The following is a 20,679-nucleotide window of genomic DNA, read 5'->3' on the forward strand; positions in this document are numbered from 1 at the left end:
AAAGGTCGCCCTGTGAAGCAGAAAGCAAGTGAAATCCGTGAGGAAGTCACCTAAGAGCTTTTGCTTTTAGAATCCCTGAGAAACGAGTTTCGCAAGGAGCTAGTCGAAAGTGGAGGGAGTATGTCAAGAATGAGACACCCAGCAGACGAGTAATCTACAAAATATCTTGTCATGCAAAGACTGCCCGGTCTCGTCCCTGCTGCTTTCCTGAATACATCGCCTGGTCCGCTCTTGCAATGGCTTTTTCCATGGTTTCATCAGGCTCGACGTGGATAATACCGACCGTGGCGGTGATATAGATCACTTCACCACTTTTTAGTCGGGTCGGATTGCTATGCAGTGACTGAAAAATTCTGTCGATAATCTCATGCAGGGAATCGGCATTGTCCACTTCTAGAAAGATTAGAAATTCCTCGCCACCAAAGCGAAAAATGTTGTCCGTGTCTCGAAGAGAATCACGCAGTATCTGCGCTGTATGGGCAAGAACTTCATCGCCTGCCTGATGTCCATATTGATCATTGACTGCTTTAAAATGATCCAAATCCAGTAAACCGACCGCCATTATTTTCTGGTTTTTTTCAGTACTCTGACGCAAGCTACTGAACTGATTCTCCATTCCATATCTTAAAGCCAAACCGGTTAAAGGATCATACTGCAATGCTTGGGTAATCAAATGGGTTCTAAAATAAATCAGTAGCTCCAGTAGATCATTCTGACTTTTTTGATATTGACTGACTAAAGCGGCCTCTACGCACTGATTGTCTCTGAGCTTGGAAAATATATTATGCAAATGATGATGCACCAGATAATGCACCTGCTCCAGTTCCCGAGTCTTGTCAGGATTGATTTTTTCAAATTTAGCGTGATTTGATTGAAACCATTTGCCAAAATGACACAATAAATGACTCTCTTTCTCGGAAAATTGTGGCTCGGCGGGTGTTTTTAAAACGAGATATTGAAATACTTTTTGTGCCCAAGTGATATGTAGCCGAATGCCCTCATCGATCTCGATCAGTGCTGCATTTTGAGAGTTTTTAGTGTGATGTAATTGATCCATAGAAAGAGTATCTCAAATAAGCGTATTGAATAGGTCGAACAACAGGTCATTTACAGCATTTAAAACTTCATCTCTGCCAGCATCCAGATAAACTATTGATCTAACTTTTATTTTACTTGATTTGTGGTCTTTTATTAAGTTGAATTTAAGATAAGAGCGATGTGGAAAAGTATAAATCCGAGCTGAATAAATGGACTTAGCCCGCCGATAGCAGAAAATACAGAGCCATTTGGGGCTCTCTTTCATCATGCGGTATGATGAATGATTTTTAAGCCCCTCTTTCTTAAAAGCAAAGGTTAGAATCGCGCGATACTAACATTCGGGACAGCTTTGCTCTTCACATTCTGTTCACGACTCTTTATCTAGAGTAAATACATAAATTTAAGACGGACAGTGATAATGAAACATGTTAAGAAAATAATAGCAGCAGCCTTGTCCTTACCGCTGCTATCTTTGGCCGGATGTCAAAGTATTCCCAGTTATTCAAACGATTATGCAAAATCCAGAAGCGCTGTTCAGGGGGTAGCCCTGGATGAGGCCAAAGCGCTGGATATTGGCACCCGCTTTACCTCAGCATTTAATACTTTGGGCACATCGGCTTTTGTAGAACGAGCTGGCTCGCTGTATGCCGATCCGCTGTTTATTAACGATACCCTGTCGCAGTTTTCATCCCGGCAAAATCTAGTCCAGCATTTTCAGGGCATGAACAAACGGGTCAGTAAGGTCAGTGTCAAGCTGTTAAACACCTCTTATCATCAAGATTCTGCCTATGTGCACTGGCATATGGCCTATGATTTTAAAATGTTCGGCACGACCCGCAGTATGGACTCTTTTGGCATCAGTGAAATCAAGGTTAACGAGGACAATAAGATTATTTTCCAGCAGGATTTCTGGGACCCGGCCAATGGCCTGTACCGTTCCTTGCCTTATGTCGGAGGAGCCTATTCATGGCTACTGCCTTTCAAAAAATCGCAATAGGCATGACGCTGCTGCTCGGAAGTTTTAGTTCATGGGCGCAGGCGCAAAGCTTGAATCAATGTGGCAATGGCCTGCTGATGGTGGGCCAAAAACAGGTCGGTATGGCCAGTTATTTTGCCCAAAACTGTAACCAGCCCTGGAAAGAGCAGACGATCCAGATGGACTTTTCCTATACCCAGAATATTCCCGAATGGGCATTTAAGCGTGCAGCCATACATCTGCTCAAGCGTAATGTCAAAGACCCCAACATCCAGGCCATTTTCAATCCGATCAGCGATTTGTATCGTCCGGTCAGATCAGGTGATCTGTACCGCTTGAAATACAGCCATGCCACGCAAACCCTGAGTTTATCCCTCAACCGGAAAAATTTAGGGCAGCTGCAGCATCCGCTGGCCCAGCAATATTTTAATATATGGCTTGGTCCCCAGCCATTTAGTGCTAAATTAAAACAGCAATTATTAAATTAGTATCCGTGACTATGTCCAAACATTTTATCCTCATGGTTGAAGACCATTATGAACTGGCCTCTACCTTATGCGAGTTTCTGGAAGAACATGATTTTGTGGTGGATCATGCCCGCAATCTGAATGCTGCGCGCCAGCTACTGAAACAGCAACGCTATCATATCTTGCTATTAGATATTAACTTGCCGGACGGTTCCGGTTATGAACTGTGCGAATGGCTGCGTCATGAAGAAGGTTTGGACCTGCCAGTGCTGATGCTCACTGCTCGTGATACCTTAGACGATAAACTCAAAGGCTTTAATTCCGGTACGGATGATTACTTGGTCAAGCCGTTTGACTTTAACGAGTTGGTGGTGCGAGTCAAAGCCCTGATCAAGCGTTCGCTGGGTGAAGTCTCTAGTAGCCGTCTGCAAATTCACGATCTTATCCTAGATCCGGCCAGACAGCAGCTGACCCGGGCTGGGCAGACCATTGAACTGCCTCCGATTCAGTTTAAACTGCTTAAACTGCTGATGCGCCATTCACCTAAAGTGCTGACCAAACAGGAAATCATGATGGAACTCTGGGGCGATGAAGAACCAGAAAGTGATGCTTTACGCAGTCATATTTATAATCTGCGTAAGATGGTCGACAAGCCTTTTGAGCAGAAGCTGATTCATACTATATCTGGTGTCGGTTTAAAAATCGCTTTAGACGCTTAAGCTTTTCAAGCGGAAACCTCGTTTAAATACACCACCACAATCAGTCCGGTAGTCATCGCCAGATCAACATCCTGATGGGTGCTAAGATAATACTGCCGGTCAAACAGCTCCACCCGCCAGCCCAACTGCTTGCACAGCTTCTGTACCAGTTGCAGGCCAATGCCATGTCCTTTGATTTCCAGTTGCAGCTGCTGTCCAGACAGCTCCTGGACTTTGGCATTATTCGGCAAAGGAATCCCGACCCCATTATCGGCAATCAGTACTTTATTTTTTTGCAGAATCACATCAATTTCTGTGCCTTGCGAATAGTTCAGCGCATTACGCAGAATATTGCCAAACACCATTTTGGTCATCGATGGATAAAGTTTACGCGGCTGCTCATCGAGGTCTTTTTGCAGGTCAATCTGCATGCCTTTGTTATGGCTAACGCTGTCCAGATCCTGCACCAGATTGTCCAGTAACTGGGACAGCATGCTCGGTTCTGCACTTAAAGTATTGGTGGTATTGCGGGCGATAGCCAGCAAAGTATCGACCAGCAGTTGCATGTCTTCAATGGTATTGTGCAGGCGAGTAAAGGACTTGTTGTCGCCATAGCGTGCCTGACACAGCTGCACATTGCCCTTTAAAATGGTCAGTGGCGTGCGCAGCTCATGGCTGACATCACCGGTAAACTCGCGTTCACGCTGAATAAACTCGCTTAACACCTGATGATATTTTTCTAATGCCTGCTTGAGATATTCCGCTTCCAGATTGGAGTCGGTACGGATGTCCTGAAACGGCGAAGCCTGATTTTTCTGGTGTTCCCAGTCAATATGCTCCAGCGCATTGGCCAGGCGGGTAATCGGGGAAAAATAGCGCCGCGCACGGCGATTCCACCACCACAGCACGCTATACAGCACAAACAGGCTGACCATTAGCGGTGCTAGGCCAAACAGCCAGACCAGCTTGTTGACGTTGCTTTCACCAAACACCAGCAGCACATGCTGTCCGTCTTTTTCACCATAAACGGTCATGCGCTCCTTGCCATCGACAAAATGCCGGTTCACCCCTTGCTCAAGCTGCATGTGGCGAAATTGGACCGGCGGCACATCGTTCCAGCGGTAACCATACAGGTTTTTGGTGTCGGGCAGTTCAGCAGCTGGATTACGTTCCAGCCGCTGCCAGTAGTGTGACATTTCCTGTTCCAGCGCAGTTCTGAGCAAGGAACCCTTGATTACCCAGGCACTACAGGCAATCCCGATCACCACAGACAGGGCAATGAATCCGATTTGCAGCCAGTAGTAGCGGTTAAACACCTCACCCAAAGGATGATCGCGTTTGTCCCTAAACAGCCTTAACATTGGTCTATTCCCCGCTGGCCCATCCGATTCATCGTTCAATTATATGACTTTTTTCTTAAACAGAAAGTGGCCGATCACCCATTCACGACCATGGTCATAACCAAATAGTTCGGCACAGGCCATAAAGAAAATTCGCCAGCGCTGCCACCAGATTGCAGCATCTGCACCATAGGTCTGTTCAAACAGGGGCTGCAGCTCGACTTGCTTTTGGTCCATATTCTCCAGCCAGGCATTTGCGGTGCGTTCATATTGGGTGCCTGCCCATTGCCAGTGCTGTTCCAGCTGCAAATGCTGCTGGAAATGCAGGAAGGTTGAGGCTGCAGGCATCAGACCGCCACTAAAGAAATATTTTGACATCCAGTCAAATTCATTTTTCACTTCAAACGGATAATGCAGGAAACGGTGACAGAAAATATGGCACCACAGCAAGCCATCTGCTTTCAGCCAGGTGCTGATATTTTCAAACAGTTTTTGGTAATTACGTACATGTTCAAACATTTCCACCGAAACCACACGGTCGAAAGAAGCGGCTTCCAGTTGCAGTACATTGACGTCGCAGGTCATCACCGTCAGGTTTTCTAGTTTTTTCAGATTGGCCTGTTCTTGAATGTACTGGCGTTGGGTCGAGGAGTTCGACACCACAGTAATGCGAGCCTTGGGATAATGTTCCGCCATGTACAAACTGAAAGAACCCCAGCCACAGCCTATTTCCAGAATATCCTGTCCATCCTGCAACTGTGCACGCTGGCAATAGCTGGCCAGTGCCGCTTCTTCCGCCTGATCCAGTGTGGTATGTGCGTGTTCAAACAGGCTGGCGCTGTATTTCAGACGTTTGCCCAGTACTGCCTGGAAAAATGCGGTGGGCAGTTCATAGTGCTGCTCATTGGCTTTGTCGGTCTCGATGGCAATCTCGCTGTTTTTTAGCATATGCAGCACATTCATATAGCGCTGTGCCGCCAGTGCCGGGTCGAAGCGTCCTTCCTGTGCCAGGCGTTTTTTGCTTAAAGTACGAATGCCGGTCCGAATCACCGGATCGGGCAGTTTGCCACTTTCGATCAGTTTTAAAGATTGTTGAATCATAAAGTCCATGTATTTACCTACTCTTTGGGTGGCCACGGAATAAACATTGAAGTTCGTCGTTGATAGTCTTTATAGTTGTCGCCGCGATGTGTCAGCGCCTGTTGTTCACTAAAGGGAATACCGGTGATGTAGTACAGAAACAGCCACATCAACAGTGGATACAGCCATAATTCATAAACACCTGCCCCTAGACCGAGGATTGGATAGGCAAACCAGTGCAGCCATTCAAAGAAATAGTTTGGATGGCGTGAATATCTCCATAAGCCTTGGTCCAGGGTTTTGCCTTGGTTTTGTGGATTCAGTTTGAAACGGTAGAGTTGCTGGTCGGCCGTGCTTTCCCCCATCAGGGCCAGCAGCATGATCATGCCTGCCACAAATACCGTAGCCTGTGTCCAGTCATTCCACTGCTGGATTGGAATGCTCAGTAGCTCAAGCATCGGATAGGAAAACAGCACCACCAGACCGGCCTGAAACATAAAAAAGGCCAGAAAACCGAGATGCTGATAATCGCCCATGGCCCGGCGCATATTGGCATAACGGGTATCTTCTGCAGTTTCATTGGCATAACGGCGCAGTAGATGCCAGGTCAGGCGTAAAAACCAGATGCCGCTAAACACGCCCAGAAAAACCCGAACCAGCAGCGGTGCAGTTTCCATGACCCAGGCCGAGATAATGACGTTGAGTGCAATACCAAAGCTCCAGGCCACATCGACCAGTCCGGCACGCTGGTTATAGGTCACCAGCAGCCAGCTACAGAACATGATAAAGACATTCAGCACCAGTAAATTCAGCAGCATGTCAGCCCTCCTGTTTTATCTCGGCTTAATAAGCACTGGCTTCGAACAGCAGATGCACATCACTGATCACGCCTTCGCGGAAGCCACCTTCGCAATAACACAGATAAAAATCCCACATGCGGATAAAGCGCTCATCAAAGCCGAGTTGCAGCACCTGATCACGCTGCTCCAGAAAACGCTGACGCCAGCAGTTTAGGGTTTGGGCATAGCTCTGACCGATATCTTCCAGATGCTTGAGACGCAGTTTTTGTTCGGAAGCGGCTTGGGTCATGACACTAATACAGGGAATAAAACTGCCCGGGAAAATATAGCGCTTGATATAGTCCACGGTATTCAGGGCTTTGGCATAGCGTGCATCTTCAATGGTAATGGCCTGAATCAGGGCCAAACCGTTCGGTTTTAGCAATTCACGGCATTTACGGAAATAGGTCGGCAAATACTGCTCACCTACTGCCTCGATCATTTCAATCGACACCAGCTTGTCGTATTTGCCTTCCAGTAGACGGTAATCTTTCAGCTGGACAGTGACGCGATGTGATAGTCCGGCTGCAGCGACCCGGGCCACGGCTTCATCATACTGTGCCTTGGAAATGGTGATGGTGGTGACTTTACAGCCATACTGCTGCGCGGCATAAATGGCAAAACCGCCCCAGCCACTGCCAATTTCGACTAAATGATCCATCGGTTTCAGCTTGAGTTTCTGGCAGATCAGCTCTTTTTTATAATCCGAAGCCTGTTCCAGACTCATACCCGGCTCTTTAAATACCGCACTGGAATACATCATGCTGCTATCCAGGAACAGCTTGAAAAAGTCATTGCTCAGGTCGTAATGCTCGGCAATATTTTTGCGGCTGCCATCAATCGAATTCTTGCGCGATTTGTACCAAGCCTTTAACAGCAACTGGCTGGCCTTGGCCACTGCATTCTGATTCATCCGGTCCAGTACATCGCGGTTACGTGCCAAAATGCGGATGACATCCACCAGATCTTCACTGCTCCAGTAACCGCGGATAAAACCTTCTGCCGCACCAAGCACACCATTACGGAACAACAGTTCCATCAGACGGGTATCATGCACCTGAATCACGGCCTGCAGATCACTGTTTTCGCCGACTGTCCCGTTCCAGACGCCTTTAAAAATCAGCTGACCATGCCGCAATTTCAGCAAATGACGCAATATCACTGGCAGTGTGCTTTGCTCTCCCATTAACAGTGTTTTCATCGCAATGTGTTTCCTTTTTCTTTTTTAGGATGTCGGTAAAACGGAATTTTCTTTTTCCATAAACGGAAGGCATGCAGATAAATTCCGCTGACCATCCTGAAGGGTTCAAGAACTTTCAACACAGCATAGCGATACTGCTGTGAAGGAACCGTGATGGCCTGCAGAGAAAATTTCAGGGTGGCATCAAATTGCAGCACGCCCTGCTGAAACAGCTGCATATGAATCACGTTCTGCTGATCAGAGAAGCTGAAGCGCCAGCGGTAATCCAGTACCATCGGCATGAACGGTGATACATGAAAGGCCTTTTTAAAATCAAACTGGTGACTCTGGTACGGCGCATATTCAGTTGCATTGTGCCGGCAGTCATGGATATAGACCTGACGTTCATTCCACGGTGTATTGGTAATTTCACTCAGTACAAAGAGCAATTGGTCGGTGGCATCAAAGACCAGATAAAACACCACAGAATTAAAGCGAAAGCCGAGTGTGCGTGGCAAGGCCAGAACCCGGATAGACGCGGCATGCGGTAATAGGTAGTTTTCCCGCTTGATCAGCAGGCGTGCGACCTTCTGCCGAATCGAACCACATTCCATGGTCAGAAAATCCCGCTCATCCAGGGTCAGGAAATTCCAGTGTCTGGAAGACCAGAGCCAGGATTTTTGGGTAAAGCTTGAGAGTTGATCCGGATCAAACCAGAGATAGGTCAGTTGGCTCTCAAAAGCATGGGCTTTGGGCAGGTAACGGCGATGCCGGATTTCGGCAGCGGCGATCGCCAGTGGATACATCTGCATCATGCGCTCCTAGCTGCCTGCTCGGTCTGCTGCAATAGCTGATCGACTACCCATGAAGCGCTACGTGCCCCATCCTCATGAAAGCCCCAGCCCCAGTAAGCGCCACAGTAGGAGGTGCGGTTCTGAGTATTGACCTCGGCCCAGCGTTGTTGTGCTTCAATCGCCGGGGCATCAAACACCGGATGACGGTAATGCCGTTCTACCCAGACTTTTTTAGGATCCAGGGCAAAATTAGGATTCAGGGTGGCAAAGACCTGGGTTTTGCATTGCAGGTTTTGCAGCTGGTTCATCCAGTAACTGAAACCATAGTGCATACCACTGTGCTGGAATGGGGTCTGTTCGGTGGCCTGACTCGGGGTCACATGCACATGCCAGCTGGCCCATTGGCGTCTGGATTTTGGCATGATGCGGGTATCAGAATGCACCACCATGCGGTTATCCTGATAGCGGAACTTGCTCAGTACGTCCAACTCCTGCGCGGACGGGTCTTTCAGTAACTTCAGGCTGTCATCAGCATGGCTGGCAAATACGACCCAGTCAAAACGTTCGCTGCCCTGTGTTGTTTCAACCAGCACATCATTGGCACTCCGCGAGACATGTAGAACGCCGGTCTTGCGGAAGATAATATTGGCCTGGGACTGAATCGCACGAACGTAGCGAGCCGATCCACCCTTGACTGTGAGCCATAACGGTCGGTCTTTCAGTTGTAACATGCGATGATGCTGGAAAAAGCTCACCACAAACTTATAGGGAATTTGTCCGGCTTGTTCCACCGGACAGGACCACAGCGCCCCGCACATCGGATAAAGATGTTCCTGACGGAAGGCTTGGGAATAGCCATGCTGATTCAGATACTCATCAATACTGAGCTGTGCATCGACTTGTTCCACATCCAGATCTTTATTGGCGGCATAGAAACGGAACAGATCCGACAACATCGCGCGAAAATCAGCATTCAGAAAATTTTGTGGGCGGAAAAGCAGGGAGAATTTTTTTGAAGGATTGTACTGTAAGCCGCTGACCTGATTATTCACCGAAAAGCCCATGTCACTGCTTTGTGATTGAATTCCAAGTTCTTTCAGCATGGCGCAGAACAGCGGATAGTTATGCTCATTAAACACAATAAAGCCGCTATCCACCGCGACCTGTTCACCGTCTATATTGAGCTGATGGGTATCGGTATGACCGCCGAAGTAGTTATTCTTTTCAAAGACCGTGACCTCATGCACTTTGCTGAGTTTCCAGGCAGCATACAGACCGGAAATACCTGAACCAATAATTGCAATTTTCATGGTGATTCCTTCGATTGAATTTTGTGAGTGCCTGTCGTAGCGGCTTTTTTCTGTTTTCGAGCTTGGCTAATTTTACTGGCTTCATAGACCCGTGCTGGAATTGGCTTGAGTCCCCAGACCAGCCCGAACCAGGACATGAGTTTCAATAGGTAATAGGTCACATCAATTTGCCACCAGTAAAAACCTTGCCGGGTACTGCCAGCATAATAATGATGGTTGTTATGCCAGCCTTCGCCCAAGGTAATAATGGACAGAAATAAATTGTTGCGGCTGTGATCTTCAGTGTCAAAATCCCGGCTGCCATAATGATGCGCCAGTGAATTGATACACAAGGTGGCATGGATCAGTAACACGGTAGAGATGACAAAGCCCCAGACCAGCAATTGCAGGCCGGACGTATCGAGTTGCGGCCAGGTGATGGCCAGCCATTCCCCTAGTGCATAAATTCCGCCTGCGGTCAGCAGCACCACAATTAAACTGAAACGGTCCAGCCAGATCAGTTCCGGATATTTCAGCCAGTCCTTAATGACTTCTTTACGCGTGGCAAAATTATATTCATTTAAAAACCAGCCGACGTGGCTGTACCAAAAACCATGCGTCGAGGAATGCGGATCTTGCAAGGTATCGGTATAGCGGTGGTGATAACGGTGATGCGCCGCCCACCATAGCGGACCACGCTGTGCACTCATGGTGCCAATCAGCACAAACAGGAACTGCACCGGACGCGAGGTCTGAAAAGTTTTGTGTGACAGATAGCGATGGAAAAAAGCGGTGATGGAAAACATGCGGATCAGGTAGAACAGCAGCATAAATCCCAGCGCAAACCAAGACACTCCCACCCAGAACACGGCGAGACAGGCCAGATGTAATAGAATAAAGGGTAAAATCCTCAGCCACTGAATCTTACTGTTTTCAGTTGTCAGTGTTTTGGGCTGTGTGGGTGTAGACCAGCTGTCTATCCATCGCATCAGACTTTTCAACATGGACTCATCCTACTTTCAAGCGATTGTCTTTATTCTATTTGATGAGTGTAATCAGTCAGATATGAATTTTATGTGAAGTAAATAAAAAAAAGCCGAACTGTGTAGAGAGCGTGGTCAGTTCGGCAAAAGGGTAACAGATTAATGCGGCAATTTGATCAGTTTTGTCACGTCATAACCATAATGTTTTGCAGTTTCCAGATAGGATTGATAAGTGGCTTCATCCAGTTGCGGTTCACGCGACAAGATCCACAGGTATTTGTTACTTGGCCCACCTACCAGTGCCACTTTATATTCTGGGTCTACTCGTAATACCCAGTAATGACCTTTGCTAAATGGCATCCATCTTAAAGCTTGAGGCAAAAAGCTGACCTTCAGTTTGCTGTTGCCCTTATTTTGCGGATAGGCAATACCTTCAGAGCTGATCATCTCACCATTGGCAATCCGGCAACTATTCAAAACACGCATGGTTTGATCGGTATTAACGCTATATTGTGCAGAGATATTCGAGACACATTTACGCTGAAAATACATCGGTAAATGCGCAATTTCATACCACTTGCCTGCATACTGCTCGATATCTACCTGATCGACTGCCTGAGGTGCAACAGTTTCTGCTCGAGTCGTTGTACTTAAGCTGATGATGGCAAGTGCTGTCGCTGCAAAAACAGATTTAAATAGCATCTTCATTTTTTAGCCTTGTTGTATTCTAGGCTTAAGATAACCTAGGTGGGTGTGAACAAAGCGTGAAGACAAAATGGTGAAATTCAGTATTAGTGATTGAATAATTTAAGCTGGATTAATCTTATTGTCCGTACAATAACTCTATCAAATGGAGCGTAAAACTGTAAGCATTCGCTGAGCCCCACTTTTTTATCTGCTCAACATCACGATACTGTCCACGTAAAATGAACTGGACAGCTATTTATGGATTTAAGGACAGTCAGATAAGGTATATACTTTACAACAACAGCTAGACTCACCTAGGAGCAGGCAAATGCCTATCAAATTTGTAATCCGATTCACTAGTATTTTAGTTTCATTATTAATTTTGGCTGCTCTTGTCAACCAGTTTTTATTTTCAAGTCAAGTAACAATTGACGTATGGATCCTTTCATTCCCCATTATTGTGGGTGTTCCAATTTTTGCATCTATTATCTCTGCAACAGATAATGAATTAAATCGATCCCACTAATTAGTGTATTTACATGAATTGATAAAGTAGTGATCTAATCGCTGAAAAATTCATTATAAATTATAAGATGTAATGCCAGTCAGTTAAGAAATTGACTGGCATTTTCTTGGATATTTCTGTGGTTTGATCATAAACGTCCGCAGCATCCTCTGTTACAAGAGAAGTTTTATCATTTAGTAATAAAAAACCATTTATCATCATATTGATTTACTTCAATTTTTTATATTTAAAATTGAAATGCTAAATTTTAATTCTGTATAAGAGTTTTTTGAGTTCAAACTATTGGATCTACCATACTATTTTACGCTGCAGGTATTTACAGATTTCCTTTCTTCAACTGAATTAATAAAATTTCCAATCAGGAATTCACTTTGTCTTAAGGAGTCACGATGGTCGCCTTCTTTCAAAGGATAAAACGCAATAGGTTTTCCTACCTGGCAGATTTGTTGATAGTAGGCATAAGTACCGCGTGAATCCACTAACTGATCTTTCTCACCCTGAACAACCATAACTGGCACAGTGGGTATCATATTCTCAATAGACTGCTTCTTTAAATAATTGGTCAAAGGGGCTAGATTTACATTCGGTTTAAAGACAGTTTTAGAGGCTTGCTTCAGATCAGATTGTAATTCTGATAAACAGCGACCGCGTGCCAGATTAAGAATTTCCCCCATTTCTGGGCTAACTAAATTCGCTGGAGCAAGATTAGGATCTGCAGCTTCCGCCCCGAGAAGAACGATTGGAAAAAATGCTGCAACACTGGTGTCGATTTGAGAGTGAGTTGCCACATATTCCGCAATTCCTTCATATTGATAACCGCCTGGAGCAAGGGCAATTGCCCCACGTAAATTAAGTTCAGGTGCGTCTTTTGTCCATATGCCGCAACAGCAAGAGATGCAGCACCTCCTTGGCTATGCCCCATGACATACCAATTTTTATTAAATTTATAAGGCTTTAAATAGTGAGTTGCCCTTACAGCATACACTACAGTATGCAATTGACTTTGAGCATTCATATAGGGATGTCCACTGGGTGTACCTAAACCCTGATAGTCTGGTGCGACTACTGCATATCCACGAGCAAGCCAGGCATTCAAAGCTTTTGCCGCTATTTGTTGATAAATATGAACAGGTCCATCCACATAATCACTCGAGGGAGCACAAGTATCGGCAACACCTGTTGTACCATGCGCCCATGCTAAAATAGGCCAACCTTCTTTTGGCGCTTTTCCTTTGGGTAGTAAAATAAATCCAGAAGCTACAATGGGTTCTGATTGTATGCCGCGACTTCGATAGGTAATTAAGAAGCGTTGTGATGCATTTGAAAATAGATCGGTATTTTGTGCTTGTATGGATAACAAAGTGCCGGGGTTTGTACTTGCCACAGTCGGTAAGTGAGCTGTATCGTGAGATGATATTAGTGGAGAGGCAATTGCAGATGTAGAACCTAAGCAGATGCAACCTAACGTCATATTCAGAACATGATTTACAGGCTCGATTTTTTATTTTAATCATGAGAATGCACTCCATTTTTATAAATTTAATTTTGAATATATGAGTATTTTCACTACCATATTTGATCACAATCCATTGTGAAAATTTTGTAATAAGGTAATAGCCCTCAAATGAGGGCTATTACCTATAAGCACCATTATATTAAGTGATACTAAGCTCTAATCTCATACAAGTTAGAGCTTTTATTTTTCTCAGCTTAGTTACCTCGATAGGTTGAATATCCATAAGGGCTAAGCAGTAATGGAATATGGTAGTGTTTTACTGAACCATCTGTTTGGAAAATCACCGGAACTTCAGGGAAGAAAGAATTTTGATTATTTTTCTTAAACCAGTCTCCTGTTTTAAACGTGACTTTGTATATTGCATTATCTAAAGTTTTATTTTCTGGAAATAATGCCGTTACGCGGCCTTGCTCATTGGTTTTAGCTTCTGAAATCTGTATCCATTTTCCATTTTTCTGTTCTTCCAAAGTAACCTTTACATCAGGTGAAGGCAATCCACTTTCCAAGTTAAGTACATGCACACTTAAAGGATTTTGCGCCATTACCCAACTTGAAATAAATAAACTTCCAGCGAATAAAAATAACTTGTTCATATGAATTTATCCTGAATTAAATTGATTTAAATTTGTTTGAGTGTGATTTCTATACCCAGTTGTGCGCATTGATCATCTTGAATTGACCCACCTGCACCGGCTACACCAACTGCACCTAATAACTGACTTTTATAAACGATGGGCACTCCTCCACCTAAAAGTAATAATTCAGGTAAGCTGGTTAAATTCTGTGAATCAACATTCTTCTGGGCATTACGCATAAATTGTAAGGTAGTCACCTTGCTTGAATATGCGGTAAAAGCTTTCCTTTGCGCTGCGATTAAATTATGTATACCCACAGTTTCATGCCGTTGACTTGCCAGGACATTGCCACCCTGATCTAAGACCACTACAGCCGCAGGTTTAGCAGTAGTGCTACATGCTTGCATGACATTGGTTGCCAGTTGATTGGCGAGGTTTAGATCCATGACATAGCTGGTTTTAGGAGCTGAATATGTGATTGAACTAAATAGAAGTACTGGAATAAATAGAAGTTTTTTCATCATTTCTATTAAGCTAAATGAAGAGATAAATTAGCTTATATAAAATAAACTCACTATTGCATGACAATCAGATTACGAATTTGTAATGTAGGGATAGACAAATCCATATAATATTATTTAGATGCAGATACTTATTATTGAAGATGAAACCAAAATTGCTGAATTTCTAGCAAAAGGTTTAAATGAATCCGGCTATTTAGCCAGTATTGCTCATGATGGATTAACAGCACTCAGGTTGTTTGAAGAAAAAAACTTTGATTTAGTAATTTTGGATGTCATGTTACCTGAAATTGATGGTTGGCAAGTATTAAAGACCCTAAGGACTTTTTCTAAAATTCCGGTACTTATGCTGACTGCGAAAGATCATGTTCTGGATCGAGTTAAAGGTTTAGAACTAGGTGCAGATGACTATTTAATTAAGCCTTTTTCTTATATTGAGCTATTGGCACGGGTCAAAAGTCTGTTACGACGCAGTGTAAAAACAGAGTCTGAATATTATCAGGTTGAAGATTTAATTTTATATCGGTTTGAACGTACTGTTTATCGGAACCAACAGAAAATCGACTTAAGCGCTAAAGAATTTTCACTCTTAAACTTATTAATGCAACATCAAGGTGAGTTGTTAACCCGATCGCAAATTGCATCTGAGGTATGGAATATTAATTTTGATACGGACACCAATGTGGTAGATGTCGCTATTCGCCGCTTGCGTGCCAAAATTGATGACCATTTTCAGCCAAAATTAATTCATACTGTTCGCGGTATGGGATATCGTTTAAGCGTAAATAAATGAAAAATCAGCTAATGCAGCTCAGCTTAACAACACGTTTAAGTATTTCCTTCAGTATTGTTTGTTGCACTGTATTTTTTGCTATTGGTTTACTTTCTTATCACAACATGCAACACCTATTAGCCAAACAACGGGATCAGAATTTAACTGCACGTGTTGAACGCATCGAAATTTTTTTACAGGATCAAGAAAGTTTTCAGATTTTAGTTCAACACCCTCGTCTGTATGAAAACATGCTGGGGAAAGAAGATAATCTTTTAATCTTAAGAAACCAACAACACGCCTTAATTGAGATTAATCCACTGAAAGTTGCTATTCCCACTATGGCGGAATCAAAAACCATTACCTTTCTGGATAATCAATCTAAATTTGCCACAACCCGTTTGGCTTATAAAACTGTTATTTTTAATAATCAACATTACCAACTGATTGCTGGCACACAACTTGATGAAGCTCAATCTACTCTAGATCAATATTTACGGAAATTGATTCTTTATATTTTATTGGGCATTGTCATGGCAAGCCTGCTCGGACGTTGGGTGGGTCTGTACTTACTCAAATCTTTAAATAATTTGATTGAGCAAACACATAAAATTCAGGGCACTCACCCACATCAGCGAATCGAAACTAAAAGTACTACCGTTGAAGTTGAGCAACTCCGTTCAGCAATGAATGCGATGTTAGAAAAAATTCAAATTAATTATGATCAATTGGCCCGGTTTTCCGAAGATATTGCCCATGAACTAAGAACCCCCTTAAATAATTTAATGGGTCAAACACAAATTATGCTCATGCAATCTCGATCACCCCAAGAACTGGAGCAGCTTTTATATTCTCATCTTGAGGAATATGAACGACTCAGTAAGATGATAAACAATATGTTGTTCATCGCTCGTTCTGAACACAGCGATTATATTATTGATAAAGAAAATATTGATTTATCCAACCTTATTTTAGAATTGGTGCATTATTTTGAATTCTTAGCTGAAGATAGACAAATGAAATTTGTTTTGGAGTTAGAACAAGGAATTCAAATATATGGTAATGAAGATTTATTAAAAAGAGCGCTATCTAATCTTCTAATCAATGCCATTGATTATGGATTCGAAAACCAAGACATTGTAATTACAACAAAATCTACAGCAGACTATGTCGATATTGAAGTGTTAACTAAAAATATTTTTATTGATAAACAGCATTTGAATCATTTATTTGAGCGTTTCTATCAAATTGATAGTAGTCGACATTCCAAAGCAAAAACTGGTGGTTTAGGGCTATCAATAGTTAAATCCATCATGATGTTACATAATGGGGAAGCAAATGTACATAATAGTCAACAAGGGGTTGTCTTTCGTTTAAGGATTAAATATTAAGCGATTATTGAAAAATTATAAAAATAAGAATTTGATCTTGTGGATGTTTTAGACCATCTAAAATTAACTTGAATCTCTTATTCTTGTTCCTAATCTACTAGTCACTCCTGTTGCTAGTAGACTACTACTTTAATTAAAATTAGGTATTTCACTCACTGGATATATTAATGTTAATGGATTTGATGTTAATGAAATAAAGCCGAAACGCTGATAAAACTCCATCGCTTTTTGATCTTTGGCATGTATGACAACAAAATTAACACCAATAATTTGAGCAACTTTTGAAACTTGTTTAAGAGCATGTGCTAAAAGCACTTTTCCAATTCCTCGCCCCTGAATTGGTTGATCAACGGCAAAGCGACCTACAACCACACAAGGGAGTGGATAACGAGGTAATCGTTTAGTGAGAACAGCATCAACTACATCGAATCCTATAGAGGCACTTGATAGACAATAAAATCCTTTCACCTGTGTATCATCGTCATCAATCGCTACATACGTTTTACTTGTTCCTGATTTCTGATGTTGGGATGCGTATTGTTTTATGAACTTATTTAAATCATCTTGCCCACAATTAAATGATTTTTTTTGATGATGGGCTTGTAAAACCTCAATCTTCATCCAATAAACTCATTAAATTTTTCATCTCATCATTTGCAGGGCGTGGGTTTTCAAGCATGTTCATTAACATATCACGATCAGCATTATTCACTTTTAACTCATGATTAGATTTAAGTAATTCTTTTGCTCGTTCAAATGAGGATTGGATCATAAAGGAACTCACACTGAGACCCAATAAATTCGCAGCTTGTTCAATCACATTTTTTGCATCTACTGTTGACCGAACATTGATTCTTTCTGTTGCTAAGTTAGCCATATTTTTTACCAATAAGTACATCAGTTTGATGTACAAATTATAGCAGATTAAGGTAGTGCTTCAAGATTCAAATTTACATATTTTGTTTTGAAATATTTGAATGGAAAATCAGTGGGCTACTATGAACCAAAAATGAGTAGAATTTAGTCCTACCCTTGGTTCGGGGGATTTTTTCTGACATCTCGTAATTATTAATATAGAGTCAAATTTGAAGGCTGATATAAGCTTAAGCTTTGTGCATATGTAAAAAAATCATCATTCCTGAAATTAAAAACATCAATATTATTATTACAGAACTATATAATCGCATTCATTTACTGGTCAAATTTATCGGCCAATTAGATTAACTTTGTTTGGTTATAATTACAATAAAATATATAAATCAGTCAGATAACTAGATTTTTAATAAGATAATTAAATATACATATAAAAACTTGATTACTCCTGTTTTTAGGGTATAGTTAACTCAACTAGAAAAAAGTCTTGTTTCATTAAATCTCTCTTAAGTATCGTCGTTTTATTCATAATTCTTCGTTTTTTTCAGATTTTAAGTTTCATTATTTATTATTTTCAAAGTTATATTCAGTCACTAAAATGACTAAAAATTATTAAAAAATCAGTAGGATTTATTATGTCAAACTCAAATGTTGTTAAAGGTACCGTTAAGTGGTTCAATGAAACTAAAGGTTTTGGTTTTATTCAACCAGAATCAGGTCCAGATGTTTTTGCGCACTTCAGCGAAATTGCCAACTCAGGTTTTAAAACCTTATTTGAAGGCCAACAAGTTGAATTTAGTATTGCTCAGGGTCAAAAAGGCCCGAATGCAGTCAATATTGTTGCCATATAAGCACTAATACGAGTTGAAAAAGCACTACTCAGTGCTTTTTTAATTTTAAAGAAAAAGTTGTTTTTCCATATTGGAAAAAAAATCATAAAAATAGGATACAAATTGTTAAAAGTTAATGAATTAATTGCAAAATCTAAAAATGGTACTGAAATTATCGTTTCTTTAATTCCTTTAAATAAAATGCAGAATACACGTCAAGGTTTTAAAGAAATTGAAGTGGGTAAAAGAGTTTTGCTGGAATCGGGAATTGAGGTAGATTTAAATTTAGATGGTCGTACATTTTATACGTCTTTAAATCAATTATTTAAGCTAAATCAAAAAGTTATTTAAAAAATAATATATTGCTTAATTAATTGAATAGCCGCTCTGCCATAATCTTATTAAAGGTAAACTAATGTTTAAACAAAATCTAAATGTAAAAGACCAATTCGGTATCAAATATTCTATTCAGGCCACGGTTGAGCGCCATTTTAGTGCTAGCCAGTCTTGTTCCCATGTCAAATATATTACTGTGGATGGTGAAGATATTCGCCCCAGCTTTGAAATGTTTTTCCAAAGTACTTCTAGCGGAAAAATTTTCAAGATTATTTAAGTCAATGAACTACTCGCAGCTAAAGCAACGAGTTTCCATATGTGGTTAATCTCGCATACCCGATCCACTGGCTCAGAATTAACTTCTGTTTCTGAGTTAGATATGCTTCAAATTTAACACCTGAAATTATCAGTAAATTTACTATTTAGATACTTGAATCCAATACTATTTTAGCTAAAAAAAAGCCAAAAATCTAAATAATATCTATATATTAACATTTTATATATTTTATGATTGATATAATAATTTTAAATTTCTAGTGGCTTAACTCGCCCTTAAAAGAGCGAGAATGCGCCACTAAATTTGTTCAAAATTTCAAAGCCATTCTTTGCTGTCATCTGCAACAGGCGTTCCATGCATCACATGCTGAATCATGGCATAGGCGATACTGCCCTTGAACGGAATCTCAGGGAACTGATCAAATTTGAAAAATTGCGCATCGCTGAGTTCATTTTCTTGAATCTGAATTTCCCCTGCGTGATATTCTGCCTTGAAGGCCATCATCAGATTGCTGGGAAACGGCCACGGCTGACTGGCTAGATATTGAATATTTTTGATTTGCAGCCCCACTTCTTCCAGCGTTTCACGGCGTACTGCCTCTTCCAAGGTTTCTCCAACTTCGACAAATCCGGCAATCAGGCTGTACATCTGGGTTTTGTTGCGGGCATTTTTTGCCAGCAGAATTTCATCTGTACCTCGGGTAATGATAGTAATGACACAGGGATTCACACGCGGATATTGGTTATAGCCACAGGATGGACAGACCATGGCATACTGGGTGGCATGCTGCTCGGTGGCGTGACCACATTTACTGCAAAAGCGGTGATTACGGCGCCATTCCAGTAACTGTACCGCACGGCTGGCCTGTTCAAACTGTAGTTTGCTCCAGACTTGCACCAATTGTCTGATCGGCACCAGCTGATAACCTTCCGGCACCGGTTCATCTTCTTTCAGATCACGGGCAATGATCTCGCCATTTTCCGACAGGTTCAGGTCGTGCTGCAGTCTTTCTACCTGCGGCAACTGAAAATGGTCATCCACCAGTAATTGCTGCTGTCTAAAAATATACGCTTTTGAATGCATGCTCATACGATCCCCTGATTAAAAAAAATCCCATACAGAGGGGTGTATGGGACAAAACTAAGGAAGCTTACATGGAGTAACTTCTACCCAGATACTAGGCGCAAGCTGCCTGAATTACAACCATAATAATTTGTATCTTTTTGATTAAAATCACATAATTTTCACACCACCTATGAATTAAGGAATCATTGTTATTATTCTGGCCACCAGCCTGCTGTTTTTTGGTAGCAGTCAGTACGTCAACCATGACTTGCTGGTTGCCTGCTGGATGACAATTACCGTATTCTGTTTTGCTGACTATACCCTTTCCGGCAAAAAGTACATTCTATTTATTGGTTATGTTGCCTGTGCCCTAGGCTTTTTAACCAAAGGTTTAATTGGTGTGCTCATTCCAGGTATGGTGATTTTGCCTTGGGTACTATTTACCAAGCAATGGAAAAAAATCCCATCCCTGTTACATCCAATTGGTTTACTGATTTTCGTGTGCCGCAGCAAGCGGCGTAAGAGATGAGGGTATGGCCCCTCGCTATCGGCTTGCAGGAGCAGGTAGCAAACCACCATAAGCGGCTTGGATCAAAAGTCCCGGTCGTGAGCGTTATGGAAAAGGC

The 20,679-nt window shown here is 42.2% G+C and carries 24 protein-coding genes and 2 pseudogenes; 10 read left to right on the forward strand and 16 right to left on the reverse strand.

Features of this window, described 5'->3' with window-relative positions:
* Window positions 1-169 precede the first annotated feature (169 nt).
* Window positions 170-1,057: a diguanylate cyclase gene (locus FTU91_RS11885; RefSeq protein WP_180044164.1), complete on the reverse strand. Its 888-nt coding sequence runs from the start codon at window positions 1,055-1,057 to the stop codon at window positions 170-172.
* 399 nt (window positions 1,058-1,456) lie between these two features.
* On the opposite strand from FTU91_RS11885, the gene FTU91_RS11890 reads away from it, so the two are divergent.
* The 3 genes from FTU91_RS11890 to FTU91_RS11900 are packed head-to-tail and all read left to right on the forward strand — an operon-like array spanning window position 1,457 to window position 3,200.
* Window positions 1,457-2,035 (forward strand): nuclear transport factor 2 family protein, encoded by a 579-nt coding sequence (locus tag FTU91_RS11890; protein ID WP_180044166.1) that lies wholly within the window; start codon window positions 1,457-1,459, stop codon window positions 2,033-2,035.
* A complete protein-coding gene (locus FTU91_RS11895; RefSeq protein ID WP_180044168.1) occupies window positions 2,005-2,502 on the forward strand; it encodes a chalcone isomerase family protein in 498 nt (165 codons plus the stop codon). Before FTU91_RS11890 ends, FTU91_RS11895 begins: the two co-directional genes overlap by 31 nt.
* Before the next feature lie 11 nt (window positions 2,503-2,513).
* Window positions 2,514-3,200, forward strand: coding sequence for a response regulator transcription factor (locus FTU91_RS11900; RefSeq protein WP_166171898.1), 687 nt, complete (start codon window positions 2,514-2,516; stop codon window positions 3,198-3,200).
* A gap of 5 nt (window positions 3,201-3,205) precedes the next feature.
* Here FTU91_RS11900 and FTU91_RS11905 read toward each other — a convergent pair whose 3' ends face one another.
* The 8 genes from FTU91_RS11905 to FTU91_RS11940 all read right to left on the reverse strand — a co-directional run bounded on the left by FTU91_RS11905 (window position 3,206) and on the right by FTU91_RS11940 (window position 11,392).
* A complete protein-coding gene (locus FTU91_RS11905) occupies window positions 3,206-4,540 on the reverse strand; it encodes a HAMP domain-containing sensor histidine kinase (protein ID WP_086197544.1) in 1,335 nt (444 codons plus the stop codon).
* A gap of 39 nt (window positions 4,541-4,579) precedes the next feature.
* Window positions 4,580-5,629 carry a cyclopropane-fatty-acyl-phospholipid synthase family protein gene (locus tag FTU91_RS11910; protein WP_180082263.1) on the reverse strand — a complete coding sequence of 350 codons (1,050 nt, stop codon included), beginning with the start codon at window positions 5,627-5,629 and terminating at the stop codon, window positions 4,580-4,582.
* Window positions 5,630-5,637: 8 nt separating this feature from the next.
* On the reverse strand, window positions 5,638-6,417 hold the full coding sequence (locus FTU91_RS11915; protein WP_180044171.1) for a DUF1295 domain-containing protein: 780 nt from the start codon (window positions 6,415-6,417) through the stop codon (window positions 5,638-5,640).
* A gap of 25 nt (window positions 6,418-6,442) precedes the next feature.
* Window positions 6,443-7,639 carry a cyclopropane-fatty-acyl-phospholipid synthase family protein gene (locus FTU91_RS11920; RefSeq protein WP_086197547.1) on the reverse strand — a complete coding sequence of 399 codons (1,197 nt, stop codon included), beginning with the start codon at window positions 7,637-7,639 and terminating at the stop codon, window positions 6,443-6,445.
* Window positions 7,636-8,430, reverse strand: coding sequence for a DUF1365 domain-containing protein (locus FTU91_RS11925; protein ID WP_111885228.1), 795 nt, complete (start codon window positions 8,428-8,430; stop codon window positions 7,636-7,638). The genes FTU91_RS11920 and FTU91_RS11925 overlap by 4 nt, the downstream gene beginning before the upstream one ends.
* Window positions 8,430-9,722, reverse strand: coding sequence for an NAD(P)/FAD-dependent oxidoreductase (locus tag FTU91_RS11930; RefSeq protein WP_111885229.1), 1,293 nt, complete (start codon window positions 9,720-9,722; stop codon window positions 8,430-8,432). The genes FTU91_RS11925 and FTU91_RS11930 overlap by 1 nt, the downstream gene beginning before the upstream one ends.
* The gene (locus FTU91_RS11935; protein ID WP_180082264.1) at window positions 9,719-10,705 is read right to left on the reverse strand and encodes an acyl-CoA desaturase; all 987 of its coding nucleotides are present in this window, start codon (window positions 10,703-10,705) and stop codon (window positions 9,719-9,721) included. Before FTU91_RS11935 ends, FTU91_RS11930 begins: the two co-directional genes overlap by 4 nt.
* A 138-nt stretch (window positions 10,706-10,843) precedes the next feature.
* Window positions 10,844-11,392 carry a lipocalin family protein gene (locus FTU91_RS11940; protein ID WP_180044175.1) on the reverse strand — a complete coding sequence of 183 codons (549 nt, stop codon included), beginning with the start codon at window positions 11,390-11,392 and terminating at the stop codon, window positions 10,844-10,846.
* Window positions 11,393-11,699: 307 nt separating this feature from the next.
* Between FTU91_RS11940 and FTU91_RS16630 the strand changes: the two genes are divergently transcribed.
* Entirely contained in the window at window positions 11,700-11,897 is a 198-nt protein-coding gene (locus FTU91_RS16630) for a hypothetical protein (protein WP_257221728.1), read from the forward strand.
* 296 nt (window positions 11,898-12,193) lie between these two features.
* Here FTU91_RS16630 and FTU91_RS16820 read toward each other — a convergent pair.
* The 3 genes and pseudogenes from FTU91_RS16820 to FTU91_RS11955 form a co-directional block, all read right to left on the reverse strand.
* A pseudogene (locus FTU91_RS16820) lies at window positions 12,194-13,368 on the reverse strand (alpha/beta fold hydrolase).
* Between the two features lie 239 nt (window positions 13,369-13,607).
* The gene (gene uraH, locus FTU91_RS11950; RefSeq protein WP_180082265.1) at window positions 13,608-14,006 is read right to left on the reverse strand and encodes a hydroxyisourate hydrolase; all 399 of its coding nucleotides are present in this window, start codon (window positions 14,004-14,006) and stop codon (window positions 13,608-13,610) included.
* Window positions 14,007-14,032: 26 nt separating this feature from the next.
* Window positions 14,033-14,512, reverse strand: coding sequence for a heme-binding protein (locus FTU91_RS11955; protein ID WP_180082266.1), 480 nt, complete (start codon window positions 14,510-14,512; stop codon window positions 14,033-14,035).
* A 118-nt stretch (window positions 14,513-14,630) separates the two neighbouring features.
* Here FTU91_RS11955 and FTU91_RS11960 point away from each other — a divergent pair, with 118 nt between their 5' ends.
* Both FTU91_RS11960 and FTU91_RS11965 read left to right on the forward strand, forming a co-directional pair.
* Window positions 14,631-15,302 (forward strand): heavy metal response regulator transcription factor, encoded by a 672-nt coding sequence (locus tag FTU91_RS11960; protein WP_180082267.1) that lies wholly within the window; start codon window positions 14,631-14,633, stop codon window positions 15,300-15,302.
* Entirely contained in the window at window positions 15,299-16,672 is a 1,374-nt protein-coding gene (locus tag FTU91_RS11965; RefSeq protein WP_180082268.1) for a heavy metal sensor histidine kinase, read from the forward strand. The genes FTU91_RS11960 and FTU91_RS11965 overlap by 4 nt, the downstream gene beginning before the upstream one ends.
* Before the next feature lie 129 nt (window positions 16,673-16,801).
* On the opposite strand, the gene FTU91_RS11970 is transcribed toward FTU91_RS11965, so the two are convergent.
* Together FTU91_RS11970 and FTU91_RS11975 are read right to left on the reverse strand one after the other, a co-directional pair.
* Window positions 16,802-17,293, reverse strand: a complete 492-nt coding sequence (locus tag FTU91_RS11970; RefSeq protein ID WP_180044179.1) for a GNAT family N-acetyltransferase — start codon at window positions 17,291-17,293, stop codon at window positions 16,802-16,804.
* A complete protein-coding gene (locus tag FTU91_RS11975; RefSeq protein WP_166171925.1) occupies window positions 17,283-17,549 on the reverse strand; it encodes a DUF1778 domain-containing protein in 267 nt (88 codons plus the stop codon). Before FTU91_RS11975 ends, FTU91_RS11970 begins: the two co-directional genes overlap by 11 nt.
* Before the next feature lie 631 nt (window positions 17,550-18,180).
* Between FTU91_RS11975 and FTU91_RS11980 the strand changes: the two genes are divergently transcribed.
* The 3 genes from FTU91_RS11980 (at window position 18,181) to FTU91_RS11990 (ending at window position 18,988) form a co-directional block, all read left to right on the forward strand.
* A complete protein-coding gene (locus tag FTU91_RS11980) occupies window positions 18,181-18,396 on the forward strand; it encodes a cold-shock protein (protein WP_019837890.1) in 216 nt (71 codons plus the stop codon).
* Between the two features lie 102 nt (window positions 18,397-18,498).
* Entirely contained in the window at window positions 18,499-18,726 is a 228-nt protein-coding gene (locus FTU91_RS11985) for a hypothetical protein (RefSeq protein ID WP_004761266.1), read from the forward strand.
* A 64-nt stretch (window positions 18,727-18,790) separates the two neighbouring features.
* Entirely contained in the window at window positions 18,791-18,988 is a 198-nt protein-coding gene (locus tag FTU91_RS11990) for a hypothetical protein (RefSeq protein ID WP_019837892.1), read from the forward strand.
* A 19-nt stretch (window positions 18,989-19,007) separates the two neighbouring features.
* Here the strand turns inward: FTU91_RS11990 and FTU91_RS16825 are convergent, their stop codons facing one another.
* Both FTU91_RS16825 and nudC read right to left on the reverse strand, forming a co-directional pair.
* On the reverse strand, window positions 19,008-19,133 hold the full coding sequence (locus FTU91_RS16825; RefSeq protein WP_368856214.1) for a helix-turn-helix domain-containing protein: 126 nt from the start codon (window positions 19,131-19,133) through the stop codon (window positions 19,008-19,010).
* Window positions 19,134-19,303: 170 nt separating this feature from the next.
* Window positions 19,304-20,077 carry an NAD(+) diphosphatase gene (gene nudC, locus FTU91_RS12000; RefSeq protein ID WP_180082269.1) on the reverse strand — a complete coding sequence of 258 codons (774 nt, stop codon included), beginning with the start codon at window positions 20,075-20,077 and terminating at the stop codon, window positions 19,304-19,306.
* A 178-nt stretch (window positions 20,078-20,255) separates the two neighbouring features.
* Between nudC and FTU91_RS12005 the strand changes: the two are divergent.
* Window positions 20,256-20,555, forward strand: a pseudogene (locus FTU91_RS12005) (ArnT family glycosyltransferase); the annotation flags it as partial.
* Window positions 20,556-20,679: the final 124 nt, after the last annotated feature.

It is taken from the genome of Acinetobacter sp. YH12201, assembly GCF_013418145.1.
Taxonomy (GTDB): Bacteria; Pseudomonadota; Gammaproteobacteria; order Pseudomonadales; family Moraxellaceae; genus Acinetobacter.